This is a genomic window from Klebsiella oxytoca NBRC 105695 (assembly GCF_001598695.1).
In the GTDB taxonomy this organism is placed as follows: domain Bacteria; phylum Pseudomonadota; class Gammaproteobacteria; order Enterobacterales; family Enterobacteriaceae; genus Klebsiella; species Klebsiella oxytoca.
Window position 1 is genome coordinate 108797 of the sequence record NZ_BCZK01000005.1, and the last position, 19853, is coordinate 128649.

Consider the following 19853-nt stretch of genomic DNA (forward strand, 5'->3'; position numbering starts at 1 on the left):
TTTAGCCACAGCTCTTCGGCCGGGTAAATATCCGGCGCAAAAAATCCCCTTATCCTGCAGGGATGGCTTAAGGCAGAGAAATAATTCCGTAGCTCATTATTTGTTAGCGATTAATTTACAAATCGTCATCATTCCCTACACATTTCACTTGTGTTTCTGATTATTGTAATGATAATCACTATCAGAAATATTTACCTAACTTTGCATCAATTGACTGCGGTTCACATTTAAGGGTTTTGGTATGTTTGTCCCATTTCTCATCATGTTACGTGAAGGCCTCGAGGCCGCGCTGATTGTCAGCCTGATTGCCAGCTATCTGAAACGCACCCAGCGCGGGAACTGGATTAGCGTTATGTGGATTGGCGTTTTCCTGGCGGCGGCGCTGTGCCTGGGACTGGGGATCTTTATCAACGAAACGACCGGCGAATTCCCGCAACGCGAGCAGGAATTATTCGAAGGCATCGTGGCGGTGGTGGCGGTGTGTATTCTGACCTGGATGGTCTTCTGGATGCGCAAAGTGTCGCGCAACGTCAAACAGCAGCTTGAACAGGCGGTTGATAATGCGCTTCAGCGCGGCAACCACCATGGCTGGGCGCTGGTGATGATGGTGTTTTTCGCCGTCGCTCGCGAAGGTCTGGAGTCCGTATTCTTCCTGCTGGCGGCGTTCCAGCAGGATGTGGGTATCTGGCCGCCCATCGGAGCGATGCTTGGGCTGGGAACGGCAATCGTTTTAGGATTCCTGATCTACTGGGGCGGTATCCGCATGAATCTCGGCGTCTTTTTCAAATGGACCAGCCTGTTTATTTTGCTGGTTGCCGCAGGTCTGGCGGCCGGGGCTATTCGCGCTTTCCATGAAGCCGGATTGTGGAACCATTTTCAGGACGTCGCCTTCGATCTCAGCAACGTGATTTCGACGCATACGCTCTTCGGGACGCTTCTGGAGGGGATTTTCGGCTATCAGGAAACGCCGACTATCAGCGAAGTGGCGGTCTACTTTATCTATTTGGTTCCGGCGCTGGTGCTGTTCGCGCTGCCGTCGGGCAATAACACCACCGCATCCCGAGCCGCGTAGTCGGGCATCGCGAATTAAAATAGTTACAACATACTTATCGAAAGGGATGGTCATCATGATGAATCATTTTCGTCGCACTGCGCTGCAGCTTACCGTTGCCGCGCTATTCAGCTCTGCATTTTACGCCCAGGCGGCCGATATTCCGCAGGTAAAAGTTACCGTTACTGACAAACAGTGCGAGCCAATGAACGTCACCGTCAAAGCGGGTAAAACTCAGTTCATCATTCAGAACCACAGCCAGAAAGCGCTGGAATGGGAGATCCTGAAAGGCGTGATGGTGGTTGAAGAGCGCGAGAATATTGCCCCCGGCTTTACGCAAAAGCTAACGGCAAACCTGCAGCCGGGTGAATATGATATGACCTGCGGCCTGCTGACTAACCCGAAAGGCAAACTGACGGTGACCGGAGAGGCGATCCAGGGGGCCGCGAAAGCCGATGCGCTGCTTAGCCTCGGCGAAGCGATTACCGCCTATAAAGCCTGGGTTAGCGCCGAGACTGCGCAACTGGTGAGCAGCACCAAAGCCTTTACCGATGCGGTGAAAGCAGGCGATATCGAGAAAGCAAAAGCGCTGTATGCGCCAACGCGTCAGCACTATGAACGTATCGAGCCGATCGCTGAGCTGTTCTCTGACCTTGATGGCAGCATTGACGCCCGCGAGGATGACTACGAGAAAAAAGCCGAAGATCCAAAATTCACCGGTTTCCACCGGCTGGAAAAAGCGCTGTTTGGCGATAACAGCGTCAAAGGCATGGATAAATACGCCGATCAACTACACGCTGACGTTATTGAGCTGCAAAAACGCATCAGCGAGCTGGCGTTCCCGCCGTCAAAAGTGGTTGGCGGCGCAGCCGGTTTGATTGAAGAAGTGGCGGCCAGCAAAATCAGCGGTGAAGAAGATCGCTACAGCCATACCGACCTGTGGGACTTCCAGGCCAACATTGACGGCGCGCAGAAAATCGTCGACCTGCTGCGTCCTCAACTACAAAAAGAGAACAGCACGCTGCTGGCAAAAGTGGATGCCAACTTCAAGAAAGTTGACGCCATCCTCGGTAAATACCGCACCAAAGAGGGTTTTGAGACCTATGACAAGCTGACGGATGCCGATCGTAACGCGCTGAAAGGCCCGATCACCACCCTTGCGGAAGATCTGGCCCAGCTGCGCGGGATCCTCGGTCTGGATTAAGTCGATGGCAGAGCAAAAATACCCTATCAATGAACCGTCGCGTCGGCGGTTACTCAAAGGGATCGGCGCGCTTGGCGGCGCGCTGGCCTTGACCGGTGGCTGCCCGGTGGCGCATGCGGCAAAAGAGAAAAGCTCACCGGGTACGGTCTCCCCCGATGCGCGCATGGAAGCGCAGCCGTTTTATGGTTTGCACCAGGCCGGCGTGCTGACGCCGCAGCAGGCATCGATGATGATCGTCGCATTTGATGTCCTCGCCGGTGATAAAGCGGATCTGGAAAGACTGTTTCGTCTGCTGACCCAGCGGATCGCCTTTCTGACTAAGGGGGGGCCCGCGCCGGAGACGCCGAACCCGCGGCTGCCGCCGATGGACTCGGGCATTCTTGGGCCGTGGATCGCCCCGGATAACCTGACGATAACCGTTTCGGTGGGGCATTCGCTGTTTGACGAACGCTTCGGTCTGGCCAGCCATGCGCCGAAGAAGCTGCAAAAAATGACCCGTTTTCCTAACGACTCGCTCGATGCGGCGCTCTGTCACGGCGATCTGTTGCTGCAAATTTGCGCCAATACCCAGGATACGGTGATTCACGCGCTGCGGGATGTGATTAAACACACGCCGGATTTACTCAGCGTGCGCTGGAAGCGGGAGGGCTTCATCTCCGATAGCGCCGCGCGCAGCAAGGGTAAAGAGACGCCGGTGAATCTGCTGGGCTTTAAAGACGGCACCGCGAATCCATTGAGTTCGGATACTGCGTTAATGGACAAGGTAGTGTGGGTAACCGCCGACCAGGGGGAACCGGTATGGGCGACGGGCGGTAGCTACCAGGCGGCGCGGATTATTCAGTTCCACGTTGAGTTTTGGGACCGCACGCCGCTGAAAGAGCAGCAGACCATTTTTGGCCGCGACAAACTGACCGGAGCGCCGCTGGGGATGGAGCACGAGCACGATGTGCCCGATTACCGTAACGATCCTGACGGCGAAATCATTGCGCTCGACAGTCATATTCGGTTGGCCAACCCGCGCACTCCGGAAACGGCCTCCAGCCTGATGATGCGTCGGGGCTACAGTTATTCGCTGGGGGTCACGAATTCCGGCCAGCTGGATATGGGGCTGCTGTTTGTCTGCTATCAGCACGATCTGGAAAAAGGCTTCCTGACGGTGCAAAAGCGGCTGAACGGAGAAGCCCTGGAAGAGTACGTGAAGCCGATTGGCGGCGGATACTTTTTTGTTCTGCCGGGGGCCGTTGACCCTCAACATTACCTCGGTCAATCGTTAGTCGAAGCCTGACGTACCTGCCCTCCGGGGCAGGGCGTTTTCTGCTGTTTTTCCATTCATTTTTTGTATTTCCTGCCTTGTTTCATTTTTCTGTAATCTTATAGTCGGAAACTCTCCCGAGCCGCCTTGAGAATTATTTGTTGTCTGTATGTGAAAAATAAGTTGCGCTTAGAATTATTTCTGATGTACTTATTACAGACGCGGTAGTTCTCGGCAGCAGTATCGTTTCATTATGGAGATCGCGAATGCCCGATTGCTGTAACGGAAAACGTCAAACCCGATACCGTACTCATCAGCACGGAAGCCCCACTTCCGGCCGCGATTTTCTCACCGCCAAATCATCCCCCTCTATCACAGAATATCTGAACCCAGGCAAGGTTATCGGTGCGCGTAGCCGTGACCCTCTGCCAATTCGTCAGGCAAGCAATGGCTTACAAGGAAGCCAAACCTCAATCGTTAGTGCGCATAATCGCGTCGAACGTGGCGCGTGTGATGTAAACCAACAACGCAAGGTGCTATCCATGGGAAGACAAAAAGCAGTGACCAGAGCTCGTCGTGAGGCCAAACGTGTGCTGAGACAGGATTCGCGAAGCCATAAGCAGCGCGAAGAAGAATCGGTCACATCGCTTGTGCAAATGAGTGGCGTAGAAGCCATTGGCATGGCGCGGGATAGCCGCGATCTATCGCCAATTGAAGCGCGCAATGAGGCTCAGGCGCATTATTTGAACGCCATCGACAATAAACAGCTGATCTTTGCCACGGGCGAGGCCGGGTGCGGTAAGACCTGGATTAGCGCGGCGAAAGCTGCTGAAGCCCTGATTCATAAAGATGTGGACAGAATTATTGTTACCCGTCCCGTTCTGCAGGCCGACGAAGACCTCGGCTTCTTACCGGGAGATATCGCCGAGAAGTTTGCTCCCTATTTCCGCCCGGTTTATGACGTGCTGGTGAGAAGGCTGGGGGCTTCCTTTATGCAATACTGCCTGCGCCCGGAAATCGGCAAGGTGGAAATCGCGCCGTTCGCCTATATGCGCGGACGTACATTTGAAAATGCGGTGGTGATTCTGGACGAGGCCCAGAACGTGACCGCGGCGCAAATGAAAATGTTTTTGACCCGCCTCGGGGAGAATGTGACGGTTATCGTCAACGGCGACATCACCCAGTGCGATTTACCTTCAGGCGTGCGGTCGGGTCTGGCCGATGCGCTGGCGCGTTTTGAGGAAGATGAAATGGTGGGGATCGTGCGCTTTACGACGGACGATTGCGTGCGTTCGATGCTTTGCCAGCGCGCGTTGAAAGCCTACTACTGATAGTTTCTTAGTCTGCAAAGCCCGGGAAACCGGGCTTTGTTTTTGCTTAATTACAGCAAGGCCTGCAGTGAAGGGCTGGTCATCGTGGCTTCAAAGGGAATGATATCAGCCTTCGCGACGCCAGATTGCTGAAAGGGGTCCAGGCTTAACCGATTTTGCAGCGCAGCCATATCATCGCCTTTAGCCAGAATCACGCCTCCGGACCTGGGGATTTTACGCCCCGACGCGAGAAATATTCCCTCAGCATACCCTTGCTTAAGCCATTCCACGTGTGCGGCAAGCTGGGCATCTACTTCTTCAAGCGGTTTAATGTAAGTCAGAACAACAACGGCAATAGTGCTCATATTCCTTCCTGGATAGTGAGTGGTAACGCTTCGGCAGTTTATCATTAGCGTGGATAGTGTTTCAGGCTCTTTTATCACCTTTAGCAGGAGTGCGCTATGAATGAAAATAACAGCGGTTTGCTGAACTATATTGAATTGCTTAAGTCGCATGAAGCGGCTTTAAAAAACAAATTACTCGCCGGCGATAAAAGTAAATCTGACCGGTGGCTATTTATCGGGTTAGAGGGGATGGTTCTGGTTTCCTTTGGCGCAATGGGCGGGTATATGCTGATCAAGCCCTCAGGCCGCTGGCTTATTGATTTGTCGATCGTACTCATAGCACTTTCCTATGTAGTGCTGATTCTCATGCCAATCATTAAAATCTACCAGCAGCGAAACACGATAAAATACTTCTTCACCATGCCGCTCAGCGCCAGCGTAGAACAAAATATTAAAAAAGAGGCCTTAACCGACGAGCGTTTTCTTGCGGATTTTGTACGCTTAGGCAAGCCTACCCTGGAGTTGGGGCTGCTCGAGATAAAGCACGAACGTGAGTTTCTGAGTAAAAGAATCAATCTTATTGTCGGCCCCGTCGATAAACTTGGTATTCTGCCAGGGATAATCTCTATGGTTATTACGTTAGCAAAACCTGTAGCAGGTCATGATTGGGTTATGGGGCTGGCATATGGCTATATCGGTCTGGTCGTTCTCTCTTTGTCGTTTATAAATTTATTGGTGAAGTACGACCGCGTCATATCGTTAACCGAGGTTGCTCTTTCGCGCTGCGATGAAGTGAAGGGCGATGTGCAGGGGTTAGGGCGGTCATAAAATGGCGGTGAATGATATGTAGCGAGAAGGATGGCCGCGCCGTGACTCTATTTCGGCCGGTCGGGGCTTCTCATCCCCCCGGTGGCGTGCAATAGACGAAAAAAAAGCCCGTACTTGCGTACGAGCTCTTCTTAAAATATGGCGGTGAGGGGGGGATTCGAACCCCCGATACGTTGCCGTATACACACTTTCCAGGCGTGCTCCTTCAGCCACTCGGACACCTCACCATATTGTTTTGCTGCTCACCTTGGGTGGGCAACGGGGCGCTACTATAGGGAGTTGCGCTAAAACGGTCAAGCAGTATTTATTCTTTTGCTATCGTTCGGTTAAGCATTGAACACTGCCCCGTCGTAGCGCGGCGGGGCAGGCGTTTTAACGCTGTGAATCAAGCTGTTCGTTATTCTTCACCACGTCCTGCGCTTTGGCATAGCTCTCGATCAGCAGCTGGTATGCCGGGAAGACTTTAGTATAAACCTCGGCCCATTCTGCGGCGTCTGGTCGATTCCATGTGCGCTGCAGTTCGGAAGCGACCGCGGCGGTATCCATCGGCACGACGCCCGCCTGAACGACCCGGGCGAGAGTGATCTCCTGCGCCATCTTGCTATAGGTGCCGGAGGCATCGATGACGGCAAAAACTCTATAGCCGTCGGCGACGGCGGCAATCGCCGGGAACGCCATACAAACGCTGGTAATCGTCCCGGCAATAATCAATGTTTTACGGCCGGTGGCCTTTACCGCGGCCACAAATTCCGGATTATCCCAGGCATTGATCTCCCCCTTACGCGCAATATAGTGCGCATGGGGCGCATTCTTATGGATCTCAGGGATTAGCGGCCCGTTCGGTCCCTGCGGCACCGATGCCGTGGTGATCACCGGAATACCGGCTAACGAGGCCATTTTTGCCAGCGCGGCGGCGCGCGCCCGTAACTCCGGCATCGGCATATCGCCTACGGTCTGGAAGAGACCGCTCTGGTGGTCGATCAGCAGCATGGCGGTATCATTGACATCAATAACAGGACGAGAACCATTAAAGTTAGCTGGGGTAGACATATTCTTCACCTCATTCAGTATCAGATTTGGCCGAAGCGGCCGCTATTAAAATCACGAACCGCTTCTGCGATTTGCGCTTTAGTATTCATCACAAACGGGCCGTAGCCCACGATCGGCTCCTGCAGCGGCTCGCCGGCCATCAGCAGCACTTTGACGTGACTACTGGCCGCGAGGTGGAGCGTTTCACCTTTTTGGCTGAGCACCACCAGCTGACCTTCGCGGGCGTTACCCTCGCCGTTCACCACGATTTCACCTTCCAGCACCACCAGCGCCGTGCTCCAGCCAGCGGGCTGATGCAGGGTTACCTCATGACTCTGGTTTAGCTGCAGGTCCCATACGTTAAGCGGCGAAAAGGTATGCGCCGGTCCGACAACATCCTGATAGCGCCCGGCAATCACCCGCATGCGGCCAGCGTTATCCGGCAGCTCGGCGTCAGGGATGGCATCCGCCGTGATGCTTTGATAGCCGGGATGCGTCATCTTGTCTTTAGCCGGAAGATTGACCCACAGCTGAATCATTTTCAGCTCGCCGCCGGAGCGGGTAAATTCCGCCGAGTGGAACTCTTCGTGCAGGATCCCGGCGCCTGCGGTCATCCACTGCACATCGCCCGGTCCAATGACGCCGCCTCTGCCTGTTGAGTCTCGATGTTCAACTTCGCCGGAGTACACCACGGTGACGGTTTCAAATCCGCGATGCGGATGTTCGCCGACGCCGCGTTTCTCGGACCCTGCCGGGAAGTGATGAGGGCCTGCATAGTCAAGTAGCAGGAAGGGGCTTAGCTGTTCGCCGTGCGTCTGATAAGAGAACATTGAGCGAACCGGGAAACCATCGCCTACCCAATGCTGCGCCGGCGCGGTGTAGATTCCGGTAATCTGTTTCATGGCTTTCTCCAGTGCATCTGTTTCTGATGTGAATAAGCTTATATTCACCACTAATACTCCGGTAGATAGCAAAAACGGCCTATACTGTTCCAAAAATGGAACGATGGAGGAAGAATGCAGGATCTCAACGATTTAGCCTGGTTTGTGCAGGTGGTGGATCACGGAGGATTCGCGGCGGCGGGTAGAGCGCTCGATCAGCCTAAATCCAAACTGAGCCGGCGAATCGCCCAGTTAGAAGAACGCCTCGGCGTACGTTTGATTCAACGTACAACCCGTCAGTTTGCGGTAACGGAGGTGGGGCACACCTTCTATCAGCACTGCAAGGCGATGCTGATTGAGGCGGAAGCGGCAGAGCAGGCGGTAGAGACCCTGCGTTCCGAGCCCCGCGGAAGCGTCAAGCTGACCTGTCCGGTGACGCTATTGCATGCGCACGTCGGGCCTATGCTGGCGCGGTTTATGGTGCGCTATCCGGGAGTTAATCTGCAGCTGGAAGCCACAAACCGACGAGTTGATGTCGTTGGAGAGGGCGTTGACATCGCGATCCGCGTACGCCCAAGGCCGATAGAGGATAGCGATCTGGTAATGCGCGTTCTCGCCGATCGTGGTCACCGCCTGGTCGCCAGTCCACAGTTAGTAGAGCAAAAGGGGCAGCCTGTGGCGCCGTCAGAATTAAGCGATTGGCCGGGATTGAGCCTGGGCGCAGGCAAACATCAGCATAAGTGGCAGTTGACCGGCCCGGAGGGCGCACGGGCGGAAGTCTACTTTACACCCCGGCTGGTCACCACGGACATGTTGGCGCTGCGCGAAGCGGCAATCGCCGGCGTTGGGGTGGTACAGCTTCCTTTATTAATGGTGCGCGATCAGCTGGCGGCTGGCGAGCTGGTGGTTGTCCTCGATGAGTGGCAGCCGCGCAGGGAGGTGATCCATGCGGTGTTTGCCTCACGGCGCGGGTTGCTCCCCTCGGTCAGGGCGCTGGTTGATTTCCTGAGCGAAGAGTATCAGCGGATGGAGGAGGATTAGCATTTGCCTGAATCCACAAGGCGCAGGCTGTCGAACAGAGTCTGAAGCCGCAGAAGGGGGGGCCCGGAGGCGGCGCGATGCGCCTGTCCGGGCTACCGGGCGGTGGCGTGCAATAGGCGAAAAAAAAGCCCGTACTTGCGTACGAGCTCTTCTTAAAATATGGCGGTGAGGGGGGGATTCGAACCCCCGATACGTTGCCGTATACACACTTTCCAGGCGTGCTCCTTCAGCCACTCGGACACCTCACCATATTGTCTTTCCCGTTATTGTCGGGAACGGGCGCTAATTTAGGGAAATACGTATCGCCCGTCAATCAACTTTTTAAAAAAATCGCGCGTTTAGCCAAACTTCAAGCAACTTGCTCCTTAAACGCGCGAGAATCGTTTTTTTTGTCACCATTCTCTTTTTCACACGCTCCCCGAACGAAATTTGCTATGCTGGCAAACCAATAGAAAACAACGAGTAAAACGCGGCGCTAACCTAACCTGCCTGTAGCGTCGGCTATCAGGAGCCTTTATGGATATCATTTTTTACCACCCGACCTTTGACACCCCTTTCTGGATTGCGGAACTGGAAAAACAGCTCCCCGGCGCGCGAGTTCGCGAGTGGAAATCCGGCGATGAACAACCCGCTGACTATGCGCTGGTCTGGCATCCGCCGGTAGAAATGCTGCAAGGCCGCGATTTAAAAGCCGTCTTTGCCCTTGGCGCCGGCGTCGATTCCATCCTGAGCAAACTGCGTGAGCATCCGGAAATGCTGCCGTTGTCGACGCCACTATTCCGTCTGGAAGACACCGGCATGGGGTTACAAATGCAAGAGTATGCGGTGAGCCAGGTGCTGCACTGGTTCCGTCGTTTTGATGACTATCAGGTTTTAAAGCAAGAAGCGCGCTGGCAGCCGCTGGAGGAGTATCAGCGCGAAGACTTTCCCATCGGGATTATGGGGGCGGGCGTGCTTGGCGCAAAGGTCGCCGAAGCTCTGCAGTACTGGGGATTCCCGCTACGCATCTGGAGCCGTAGCCGCAAATCCTGGCCGCAGGTCACCAGCTTTGCCGGGGAAAAGGAGCTGAACGCCTTCCTGAACGGAACACGAGTGCTGATTAACCTGTTGCCCAACACGGCGGAAACCGTGGGAATTATTAACAGCTCGCGCCTGGCGCAGCTGCCGGATAATAGCTATGTGCTGAATCTGGCCCGCGGAGTACATGTGGTTGAAGACGATCTGCTGGACGCGTTGAATAGCGGTAAGTTGAAAGGCGCGATGCTGGATGTTTTCAGCCGTGAACCGCTGCCCGAAGCGAGCCCGCTGTGGCGCCATCCGCGCGTGGCAATGACGCCCCACGTGGCGGCCGTTACCCGGCCTCTGGAAGCCATTGCTTTTATCGCCAAAACCATCGGTCAAATGGAACGGGGTGAAACGGTCAGCGGGCAGGTCGATCGCCAGCTGGGATACTAAGCGTCAGCCCCGCCTGCGCGGGGTTTTTGCTGCTCTCAGGCGCAGATTCCTGCTATTCTTGCCACAAACAGAGAAGGAGATTGTGATGTATCCTGTTGACCTGCACATGCATACCGTCGCCAGCACCCACGCTTACAGTACCCTGCACGACTACATTGCGGAAGCCAAGCGCAAGGGGATCAAACTCTTTGCCATTACCGATCACGGGCCAGATATGGCCGATGCGCCGCACCACTGGCATTTTATCAATATGCGTATCTGGCCGCGTCTGGTGGATGGCGTTGGTATTCTGCGCGGTATTGAAGCCAACATTAAAAATACCCAGGGCGAAATAGACTGTACTGGCCCGATGCTCAATTCGCTGGACCTGATTATTGCTGGCTTTCACGAGCCGGTGTTTCCTCCGCAGGATAAAGCCACGAATACTGAGGCCATGATCGCCACCATCGCGAGCGGTACGGTGCATATCATCAGTCATCCGGGGAACCCGAAATTTCCTGTTGATATTCCGGCTATTGCCGCCGCCGCGGCGAAGCACCATGTGGCGCTGGAAATCAATAACTCATCTTTTGTCTCGTCACGCATTGGCAGTGAAGATAATTGCCGTGCCGTCGCGGCGGCCGTACGGGATGCCGGCGGTTGGGTGGCGTTGGGCTCAGATTCTCATACGGCATTCACGCTCGGTGATTTTACCGAATGCCGTAAAATCCTTGATGCCGTAGATTTTCCGCAAGAGCGGATTCTAAACGTGACGCCCCGGCGTCTGCTTAATTTCCTTGAATCGCGTGGGATGCCAGCGATTGCGGAATTTGCTGAACTTTAATTTGAATAACTGGAATAACTGAATGAACGAGTTTTCAATCCTCTGCCGCGTGCTGGGCTCTCTCTATTATCGTCAGCCGCAGGATCCGCTGCTGGTTCCGCTATTTACCCTTATTCGTGAAGGGAAGCTGGCGGCAAGCTGGCCGCTGGAGCAGGATGAACTGCTGGAGCGCCTGCAAAAGAGCTGCGATATGCAGGCTCTGGCTGCTGACTACAACGCGCTGTTTGTCGGTGAAGAGTGCAGCGTAGCGCCATTTCGTCGCGCATGGGTAGAGGGCGCTACGGAAGCTGAAGTTCGAGCTTTCCTAAGCGCGCATGGCGTTCCCACGGGTGAGGGCGCGGCGGATCACTTAGGATCCTTACTGCTGGCCGCATCGTGGCTGGAAGATCACGCGGCAGAAGATGAAAGCGAAGTTCTGGAAACGCTGTTTGCTGAGTATATTCTCCCCTGGTGCGGCGCATTCCTTGGCAAGGTTGAAGCGCATGCGACTACGCCGTTCTGGCGCACGATGGCTCCGCTAACTCGTGAAGCGCTTTCAGCCATGTGGGATGAACTCCAGGAAGAAGGTGAACAATAAATTGTGACTTAAATCACAATTAAAATGCAACGAGTGATTTCTTAATTCATTTAGTGTGTTCCATATCTCATTTGGCCGGCGCGTTTCTGCTATGATACGCGCCATGAACATACTCTTCGCAATCGCATTAACGACGGGCTTACTCTCTGCAATTTGGGGATGGGTAGCGGTCGCACTGGGTCTGCTGAGCTGGGCGGGATTTCTCGGCTGTACGGCTTACTTTGCCTGTCCGCAAGGTGGGTTAAAAGGGCTGGTTATTTCCACCTGTACGGTAATGAGCGGCGTAGCGTGGGCGCTGGTGATTATTCACGGTAGCGCGCTGGCGCCTCAGCTGGAAATGGTGAGCTACATCATGACCGGTATCGTGGCGTTTATGATGTGCATTCAGGCGCGCCAGCTATTACTCTCTTTTGTGCCGGGCACCTTTATCGGCGCCTGTGCGACCTTTGCCGCCAGCGGCGACTGGCGTTTGGTTTTACCTTCACTGGCGCTGGGGCTGGTCTTTGGCTACGCCATGAAAAATAGCGGCCTGTGGCTGGCGACGCGGGCGGAAAAGAATAAATCCCTGGCTAACGAAAGTCGTTAACCGCGCTTCGCTCATACTGCTTCTCAACCTTCCCTGTATTCATGTGTTAAAAGAGCCCTACGGGCTCTTTTGCTGTTTTTGGCAGAATATCGTCCATAGCCTTCTCCTTACTTAGTTTATTTTCCTCTATAAATCAGCACGATAAACTGTACTGATAGTCAGTGAATCGATTTTGTAATCATATTTATATAAATGCTGGTTATTTGTTTTTAAAATGTTAATACAATTGGGTTGAGGTAAAAAAATGTAACTCGATGCGCTCATGGATGGCTGAGCTTTTTTTAATAGCTAGACCAACAAGCAGAGGGGTTTTACAATGAAAACAATTAGATACGTATCACTTGCGGCCCTGTTTTTTTTACCCACGAGTTTCAGCCCGGCGATTGCCGAACAGACAGTCGCCGGTGTTATTCATTTCTATGGAAGAGTTGTGGAAGCGCCCTGTCAGCTCAATGCTATCAAGAATCAGGTGGTGATGGATTGTCCGAGGGCGGAAACGGTGCGGATCTCTGCCCGTCAGCTGGAGAAAGGGGATGTTCACAATGAAAATATCCGTTCCGCGCAGTTGAGATATATTAACCCACAACGGACTCTCGCTATTCTGGACGTTGATTATCGCTAACCTCCGGCGCCCCCATGCTTTCGTCCCGGGGGCGATCGTGCCATATTATCCTCGTTTATCTATTTCAAGACGCATGCCGACAGGAGGAGAAATGGCTGTTCAACCTGAGGTAATTCTCGGCGACATTACCACGCTGGCGGTCGATGTTATCGTCAATGCAGCAAACCCTTCGCTGCTGGGCGGAGGAGGCGTAGACGGCGCAATTCACCGCGCAGCAGGCCCGGATCTGCTGGCTGCCTGCAAAGTTGTGCGCCAGCAGCAGGGGGAGTGTCCGCCGGGCCATGCGGTGATAACGACGGCAGGAAACCTGCCCGCCAGCGCGGTCATTCATGCCGTCGGGCCGATCTGGCACGGTGGTGACAGGCAGGAGGCGGAATTACTGGCGGACGCCTATAAAAATAGCCTGCAGCTGGCCTCGGCAAACAATTACCGCTCTATTGCTTTCCCCGCTATCAGCACCGGCGTTTACGGCTACCCTAAACACGCTGCCGCCGAGATAGCCATTAATACGGTGAATGCATTTCTTACTCGCTACCATCCTCTGGAACGCGTTTGTTTCGTCTGCTTTGATGCCGAAACCGCCAGTATCTATAACCGATTACTGGAGGAGAGTCGGGCACAACTCGGTCGCCATAATAAGTTATGATAGCTTCCTCCGATCGCGGGGATCCATCATGACAGGAGATTTATCGGTGGCTGAAGGGAAGGTTCTACAAAAACAACGGCTTCGCCGGACGGAGATTGTGGTCGCGGCGCAAAAATGCTTTGCTGAAAAGGGCCTGCACGGCGCCTCAGTGGCGGATATCGCGCGCCGGGCTGGTCTGAGCGTCGGCCAGCTTTATCGTGTTTTTGCCAGTAAAGAAGAGATTATCGAAGTCATCGTCAGCGAGATCGTGAATGCCAGAGTTGGCGAGATGGTTGCCGGGAATCATGATTTGGCCCGCATGGCGTCGGTTTTAGCTGGCGCGATCCCGGCGAGCGAGAATACGAAAAATGATAATTATCTGCTAATGGAAATTAACGCCGAAGCCTCCCGAAATCCGCGCCTGCGAGAAATCATGAACCAGGCCGATCGACGCCTGAAGGAAGAGGGGGGAAAACTTACCCGGCACTACCACCCCGAAATGACCGCTGAACAGATCAGCGTCGCCTGCGAATTTATCGCGATATTAACCGAAGGGGCGGCGTATCGCTGCGACCTGGCGACTGCCCCGACGGTGGATAAAGCGGCGATGGAAACGCTTTATCGCGATGTCTTTAACCTGGTGTTCACGCGAAAATAGCGCTGCTGTGCTCAGATAGCGCAGCAGCGTAATTTTTAACCGGCAGAAGTCTGCGGCTTCGCCGTTTTTTGCTGGAATTTTCCGGAAAAAAGAAAGCGCAACAGCGGTATTCGCAGGTGGATTTCATACAGGACCAGCGCAATACCCACCACAAATACCAGCCCGGTAATAAATCCCAGCGTATTGGACTTAATTATCGGCGTGATCCACGCCCCGTAGAGCAGAGTCAACGGATGGTGCACTAAATAGATAAACAGCGATGCGTTGACGAAATAGGTTACCCGCGCGGACTGGAAATTTAGCAGACGGTGGCCAAGCGAAAAGACCACGTTGACCATCCATAGCCCCAGCACCATGGTAATGACGGATTCTGTTTCATACATCCAGCCATCGCCGGAACCGTACTGCTGATTCAGACGATAGGCGATAAAACCCAGTAGCGCTGCGGTATAGCACCAGGGGGAGGGCGTAGTGAACATGAGCTTCAGGCGTGAATTGATAAACGTCTGCGCGCCGAGAATAAAGAAAGGCAGATAAAACAGCGTCTGCATAACGACGAAATTGAACAGGCCGTTGCTGAGAATGGGCGGGTAAAGAATAAAAAGGGTGCGGCGAATGACCGCATACAGCACGCCCAGGGCAAGAAAAATCATCGATAGCTGACCTAATGTGACGGTGTCACCGAAGGTTGGCGCAGCGGCAGAACGCTGGCGCGTCAGCCATTTAAACATCACCACGCCCAACGAGGTCAGGACCACCAGGACGAGCAGAAACCACAGGTGGGAAATCAGCTCCCAGGCAAGGGTATTGAATTTGTCATAGCCTGAAAGCGTGTGCCAGTTTTCCGCTTTTCCGTTAACGTACTGCAGCATAATAAACTGTGGCAACGTCAAAAGAGGGATGGCAGTTAACATGGGAATGCCTACCCGCTCAACGCGAACTTTCCACCATTTCTTCAGCGGATAGCGTAGAAAAAGCATGTAGGAAAAATAGCCGGAAATAACAAAGAAGACCTGCATGCGAAAGGCATGGATGAAGTCGTTGAACAACGTCAACCACCACGACGGCTCTGCGCTGTTGACGTGCCAGCTGTGGCTGGAGTAAATAAGCGAGATGTGAAAAGGGATCCCCAACAGCATCAGCCAGGCGCGGATGCTATCGAAAAAATATTCACGCTGTACCGGAGTATTATTCATACAATATCACTACATTCTCAGACAAATCGTCTTATCACTCAACGTGATAACGTTTAAATTCTCTGCAACCCTACATGAACTCTGGTTATCTGTCTCCAGGATAAGCACGCAAAGTGCAATCGGGGCAGTGAACTGCGTATTCCCTGTGCCGCCAGGCCGAACAATGCAGGGATTATGTTGTCGGAATGCCTGAGTTTCCATTAAAATAGATCGGATCGATTTAAGCACACAAAGGGGGAAGTGCTTACTTATATGAAACATAAACCACAGATGATGAAAATGCGTTGGTTAAGCGCAGCCGTAATGTTGTCCCTGTGTACTTCATCTGCATGGGCATTCAGCATTGATGACGTCGCAAAAGAGGCACAAACGTTAGCCGGCAAAGGCTTTGAAGCGCCTAAAAGTAACCTGCCCTCTGCCTTCCGCGATATGAAGTATGCGGACTATCAGCAAATTCAGTTTAATCACGACAAAGCTTATTGGAATAATCTGAAAAGCCCATTCAAGCTCGAGTTTTATCACCAGGGGATGTATTTCGATACGCCGGTCACCATTAATGAAGTGACGGCAACCAGCGTACGTAAAATTAAATATAGCCCGGACTATTTTAATTTTGGCAACGTCCAGCACGACAAAGACACGGTTAAAGACCTCGGCTTTGCGGGCTTCAAAGTCCTGTATCCGATCAACAGCAAAGACAAGAATGATGAAATCGTCAGCATGCTCGGAGCCAGCTATTTCCGCGTGCTTGGCCAGGGTCAGGTATACGGTCTTTCCGCTCGTGGGCTGGCGATTGATACCGCGCTGCCTTCCGGCGAAGAGTTCCCGCGTTTTCGTGAGTTCTGGATTGAGCGTCCAAAAGCGACCGATAAACGCCTGACGATTTACGCCCTGCTTGATTCCCCGCGCGCAACTGGCGCCTATCGTTTCGTGATTATGCCCGGCCGCGACACCGTAGTGGACGTGCAGTCTAAGGTCTATCTGCGCGACAAAGTCGGCAAGCTCGGCGTGGCGCCGTTGACCAGTATGTTCCTGTTTGGGCCACATCAGCCGTCGCCGACCACGAACTATCGTCCGGCGCTGCATGACTCCAACGGCCTGTCCATCCTGGCCGGCAACGGCGAGTGGATCTGGCGTCCGCTGAATAATCCAAAACATCTTGCCGTCAGCAGCTATGCGATGGAAAACCCGCAGGGCTTTGGCCTGCTGCAGCGTGGTCGCCAGTTCTCCCGTTTTGAAGATCTCGATGACCGCTACGATCTGCGCCCCAGCGCATGGATTACGCCGAAAGGTGATTGGGGTAAGGGCAAAATCGAACTGGTCGAAATCCCGACCAATGATGAAACCAACGATAACATCGTCACCTACTGGACGCCCGATCAGCTGCCCGAACCCGGCAAAGAGATGAATTTCAAATACACCATCACTTTTAGCCGCGATGAAGACAAGCTGCACGCGCCGGATAACGCTTACGTTATGCAGACCCGCCGTTCTACCGGCGACGTCAAGCAATCGAACCTGATTCGCCAGCCTGATGGCACCATTGCCTTTATTGTCGATTTCACCGGCGCCGAGATGAAAAAGCTGCCCGCAGATACGCCAGTGACTGCCCAGGCCAGCATCGGCGATAACGCTGAAATCGTTGAAAACACCGTGCGTTATAACCCAGTGACTAAAGGCTGGCGTATGATCCTGCGCGTCAAAGTGAAAGATCCTAAGAAAACCACGGATATGCGCGCTGCGCTGGTCAATACCGACCAGACGCTGAGCGAAACCTGGAGCTATCAGCTGCCTGCCAATGAATAAGATAACGAAGTACATCGATGCATTGCCGCTGTCGGATGCAGAAAAGCGCGCGTTACCTGACGCGAGTCTGCAGGCCGTACATCAAGCACTGGACGCTGAACATCACGTTTATAAACGGGAAGATGACTCCCCGCTGGGGTCGGTGAAAGCCCGACTGGAGCATAGCTGGCCAGATTCACTGGCCGGTAATCAGCTGGTTAAGGATGATGAAGGGCGCACGCAGCTGAACGCCATGCCGAAAGCAAAACGTTCCTCTATGTTCCCGGACCCATGGCGTACTAACCCGGTCGGGCGCTTCTGGGATCGTCTGCGCGGACGCGATGTGACTCCGCGCTATCTCTCTCGCCTCAGTCAGGAGGAACAGGCGAGCGAGCAGAAATGGCGTACCGTCGGCTCTATTCGTCGCTATATTCTTCTGCTGCTCACCCTGGCGCAGACCGTCGTGGCGACCTGGTACATGAAAACCATTTTGCCTTACCAGGGCTGGGCGCTGATTAACCCGGCGGACATGGTGGGACAGAACCTGTGGATCTCCTTTATGCAGCTGCTGCCGTATGTGCTGCAGTCCGGGATCCTGATTCTTTTCGCCGTGCTTTTTTGTTGGGTTTCTGCGGGTTTCTGGACTGCGCTGATGGGCTTCCTGCAGCTACTTATCGGCCGCGATAAGTACAGTATCTCCGCGTCAACGGTCGGGAATGAGCCGTTGAATCCGGAGCATCGCACCGCGCTTATCATGCCTATCTGTAACGAAGACGTTGACCGCGTATTCGCGGGCCTGCGCGCGACCTGGGAGTCGGTAAAAGCCAGCGGTAATGCCGAGCACTTTGATGTCTATATCCTGAGCGATAGCTACAACCCGGACATCTGCGTGGCGGAGCAAAAAGCGTGGATGGAGCTGATTGCCGAAGTGCAGGGCGAAGGGCAGATCTTCTACCGCCGCCGCCGCCGCCGCGTGAAGCGTAAAAGCGGTAACATTGATGACTTCTGCCGTCGGTGGGGGAGCCAGTACAGCTATATGGTGGTGCTGGATGCCGACTCCGTAATGAGCGGTGAATGTCTGAGCGGCCTGGTGCGCCTCATGGAAGCGAACCCGAATGCCGGGATCATTCAGTCTTCACCCCGCGCGTCGGGTATGGATACGCTCTATGCGCGCTGCCAGCAGTTTGCTACCCGCGTCTACGGCCCGCTGTTTACCGCCGGTTTGCACTTCTGGCAGTTGGGGGAATCCCACTACTGGGGTCACAACGCGATTATCCGGGTGAAACCGTTTATTGAGCACTGCGCGCTGGCGCCGCTGCCGGGCGAGGGCAACTTCGCCGGGTCAATTCTGTCGCACGACTTCGTGGAAGCGGCGCTGATGCGTCGCGCCGGGTGGGGCGTATGGATTGCTTACGATCTTCCCGGCTCTTATGAAGAGCTGCCGCCAAACCTGCTGGACGAGCTGAAGCGCGATCGCCGCTGGTGTCAGGGTAACCTGATGAACTTCCGCCTGTTCCTGGTTAAAGGGATGCATCCGGTTCACCGTGCAGTGTTCCTGACCGGCGTGATGTCATACCTGTCGGCACCGCTGTGGTTTATGTTCCTTGCGCTCTCTACCGCTCTGCAGGTAGTGCATGCCTTGACCGAACCGCAGTACTTCCTGCAGCCGCGGCAGCTGTTCCCGGTCTGGCCGCAGTGGCGCCCGGAGCTGGCTATAGCCCTGTTTGCTTCGACCATGGTGCTGCTGTTCCTGCCGAAGCTGCTGAGCATTATTCTGGTTTGGTGTAAAGGGCCTAAAGAGTACGGTGGCTTTATCCGCGTCACGCTCTCTCTGCTGCTGGAGGTGCTGTTTTCGGTGCTGCTGGCGCCGGTACGTATGCTGTTCCATACCGTCTTTGTGGTCAGCGCGTTTCTCGGCTGGGAAGTGGTGTGGAACTCGCCGCAGCGTGACGATGACTCTACCCCATGGGGTGAAGCGTTTATGCGTCACGGATCGCAGATGCTGTTGGGTCTGGTCTGGGCGGTGGGCATGGCATGGCTGGATCTGCGTTTCCTGTTCTGGCTGGCGCCGATCGTGGTCTCGCTGATTCTGTCGCCGTTCGTGTCGGCTATTTCCAGCCGCGCCACCATTGGCCTGCGCACTAAGCGCTGGAAGCTGTTCCTGATCCCGGAAGAGTACTCTCCGCCGCAGGTGCTAAAAGATACTGACGCTTACCTGACGCTGAACCGCCAGCGTTCTCTGGACGATGGCTTTATGCATGCGGTATTCAATCCGTCGTTTAACGCGCTGGCAACAGCGATGGCTACCGCGCGCCACCGTCACGGGCATATTCTGGATATCGCTCGCGAACGTCACGTTGAACAGGCGCTGAACGAGACGCCGGATAAACTTAACCGCGATCGTCGTCTGGTCTTGCTGAGCGACCCGGTGACCATGTCGCGTATGCATTATCGCGTGTGGGCCGCTCCGGAGAAATACTCTTCGTGGGTGGCCGCTTATCAGCAGCTGACGCTGAATCCGCTGGCGTTAAAAACCAAGTAAGCCGTACCTTAAGGAAAATACCGGCAATAGTGCCGGTATTTTTT

At 54.3% G+C, this 19853-nt stretch carries 19 protein-coding genes and 2 tRNA genes; 15 read left to right on the plus strand and 6 right to left on the minus strand.

Features of this window, described 5'->3' with window-relative positions:
* The first annotated feature begins 241 nt into the window (after positions 1-241).
* The 4 genes from efeU (at position 242) to phoH (ending at position 4838) form a co-directional block, all read left to right on the plus strand.
* Entirely contained in the window at positions 242-1072 is an 831-nt protein-coding gene (gene efeU / locus KO1_RS10395) for an iron uptake transporter permease EfeU (protein WP_004100994.1), read from the plus strand.
* A gap of 55 nt (positions 1073-1127) precedes the next feature.
* The gene (efeO, locus tag KO1_RS10400; RefSeq protein ID WP_023320698.1) at positions 1128-2255 is read left to right on the plus strand and encodes an iron uptake system protein EfeO; all 1128 of its coding nucleotides are present in this window, start codon (positions 1128-1130) and stop codon (positions 2253-2255) included.
* A gap of 4 nt (positions 2256-2259) precedes the next feature.
* Positions 2260-3540: an iron uptake transporter deferrochelatase/peroxidase subunit gene (gene efeB, locus KO1_RS10405; protein WP_024274019.1), complete on the plus strand. Its 1281-nt coding sequence runs from the start codon at positions 2260-2262 to the stop codon at positions 3538-3540.
* Between the two features lie 509 nt (positions 3541-4049).
* Positions 4050-4838: a phosphate starvation-inducible protein PhoH gene (gene phoH, locus KO1_RS10410; protein WP_017146145.1), complete on the plus strand. Its 789-nt coding sequence runs from the start codon at positions 4050-4052 to the stop codon at positions 4836-4838.
* A gap of 50 nt (positions 4839-4888) precedes the next feature.
* Here the strand turns inward: phoH and KO1_RS10415 are convergent, their stop codons facing one another.
* A complete protein-coding gene (locus KO1_RS10415; RefSeq protein ID WP_004112116.1) occupies positions 4889-5182 on the minus strand; it encodes a YciI family protein in 294 nt (97 codons plus the stop codon).
* A 96-nt stretch (positions 5183-5278) separates the two neighbouring features.
* Here KO1_RS10415 and KO1_RS10420 point away from each other — a divergent pair, with 96 nt between their 5' ends.
* The gene (locus KO1_RS10420; protein ID WP_017146144.1) at positions 5279-5989 is read left to right on the plus strand and encodes a hypothetical protein; all 711 of its coding nucleotides are present in this window, start codon (positions 5279-5281) and stop codon (positions 5987-5989) included.
* Between the two features lie 139 nt (positions 5990-6128).
* Here the strand turns inward: KO1_RS10420 and KO1_RS10425 are convergent.
* From KO1_RS10425 to KO1_RS10435, 3 genes are all read right to left on the minus strand, one after another.
* Positions 6129-6216: transfer RNA gene (locus KO1_RS10425), tRNA-Ser, on the minus strand.
* Positions 6217-6361: 145 nt separating this feature from the next.
* Positions 6362-7039, minus strand: coding sequence for an isochorismatase family protein (locus KO1_RS10430; RefSeq protein WP_017146143.1), 678 nt, complete (start codon positions 7037-7039; stop codon positions 6362-6364).
* 20 nt (positions 7040-7059) lie between these two features.
* Positions 7060-7920 carry a pirin family protein gene (locus tag KO1_RS10435; RefSeq protein ID WP_024274020.1) on the minus strand — a complete coding sequence of 287 codons (861 nt, stop codon included), beginning with the start codon at positions 7918-7920 and terminating at the stop codon, positions 7060-7062.
* A gap of 114 nt (positions 7921-8034) precedes the next feature.
* On the opposite strand from KO1_RS10435, the gene KO1_RS10440 reads away from it, so the two are divergent.
* The gene (locus KO1_RS10440) at positions 8035-8940 is read left to right on the plus strand and encodes a LysR family transcriptional regulator (protein ID WP_004101012.1); all 906 of its coding nucleotides are present in this window, start codon (positions 8035-8037) and stop codon (positions 8938-8940) included.
* Positions 8941-9100: 160 nt separating this feature from the next.
* On the opposite strand, the gene KO1_RS10445 is transcribed toward KO1_RS10440, so the two are convergent.
* A tRNA-Ser gene (locus tag KO1_RS10445) sits at positions 9101-9188 on the minus strand.
* 268 nt (positions 9189-9456) lie between these two features.
* Here KO1_RS10445 and ghrA point away from each other — a divergent pair.
* The 7 genes from ghrA (at position 9457) to KO1_RS10480 (ending at position 14286) form a co-directional block, all read left to right on the plus strand.
* Positions 9457-10395 (plus strand): glyoxylate/hydroxypyruvate reductase GhrA, encoded by a 939-nt coding sequence (ghrA, locus tag KO1_RS10450; protein WP_024274021.1) that lies wholly within the window; start codon positions 9457-9459, stop codon positions 10393-10395.
* 85 nt (positions 10396-10480) lie between these two features.
* Positions 10481-11218, plus strand: a complete 738-nt coding sequence (locus KO1_RS10455; protein ID WP_004101016.1) for a phosphatase — start codon at positions 10481-10483, stop codon at positions 11216-11218.
* A gap of 22 nt (positions 11219-11240) precedes the next feature.
* On the plus strand, positions 11241-11795 hold the full coding sequence (locus KO1_RS10460; protein ID WP_004101018.1) for a TorD/DmsD family molecular chaperone: 555 nt from the start codon (positions 11241-11243) through the stop codon (positions 11793-11795).
* A 103-nt stretch (positions 11796-11898) separates the two neighbouring features.
* On the plus strand, positions 11899-12381 hold the full coding sequence (locus tag KO1_RS10465; protein ID WP_024274022.1) for a DUF1097 domain-containing protein: 483 nt from the start codon (positions 11899-11901) through the stop codon (positions 12379-12381).
* A 316-nt stretch (positions 12382-12697) separates the two neighbouring features.
* On the plus strand, positions 12698-13003 hold the full coding sequence (locus KO1_RS10470; RefSeq protein ID WP_024274023.1) for a YmdA family protein: 306 nt from the start codon (positions 12698-12700) through the stop codon (positions 13001-13003).
* 91 nt (positions 13004-13094) lie between these two features.
* The gene (ymdB, locus tag KO1_RS10475; RefSeq protein ID WP_004112127.1) at positions 13095-13649 is read left to right on the plus strand and encodes an O-acetyl-ADP-ribose deacetylase; all 555 of its coding nucleotides are present in this window, start codon (positions 13095-13097) and stop codon (positions 13647-13649) included.
* 46 nt (positions 13650-13695) lie between these two features.
* Positions 13696-14286 carry a TetR/AcrR family transcriptional regulator gene (locus KO1_RS10480; protein WP_017146137.1) on the plus strand — a complete coding sequence of 197 codons (591 nt, stop codon included), beginning with the start codon at positions 13696-13698 and terminating at the stop codon, positions 14284-14286.
* A 35-nt stretch (positions 14287-14321) separates the two neighbouring features.
* Here the strand turns inward: KO1_RS10480 and mdoC are convergent, their stop codons facing one another.
* The gene (gene mdoC / locus KO1_RS10485; RefSeq protein ID WP_024274024.1) at positions 14322-15482 is read right to left on the minus strand and encodes a glucans biosynthesis protein MdoC; all 1161 of its coding nucleotides are present in this window, start codon (positions 15480-15482) and stop codon (positions 14322-14324) included.
* A 252-nt stretch (positions 15483-15734) separates the two neighbouring features.
* Here mdoC and mdoG point away from each other — a divergent pair, with 252 nt between their 5' ends.
* Positions 15735-17288 carry a glucans biosynthesis protein MdoG gene (gene mdoG, locus KO1_RS10490; protein WP_004101027.1) on the plus strand — a complete coding sequence of 518 codons (1554 nt, stop codon included), beginning with the start codon at positions 15735-15737 and terminating at the stop codon, positions 17286-17288.
* Positions 17281-19809, plus strand: coding sequence for a glucans biosynthesis glucosyltransferase MdoH (mdoH, locus tag KO1_RS10495; RefSeq protein ID WP_004101028.1), 2529 nt, complete (start codon positions 17281-17283; stop codon positions 19807-19809). The genes mdoG and mdoH overlap by 8 nt, the downstream gene beginning before the upstream one ends.
* The last annotated feature ends 44 nt before the right edge of the window (positions 19810-19853 follow it).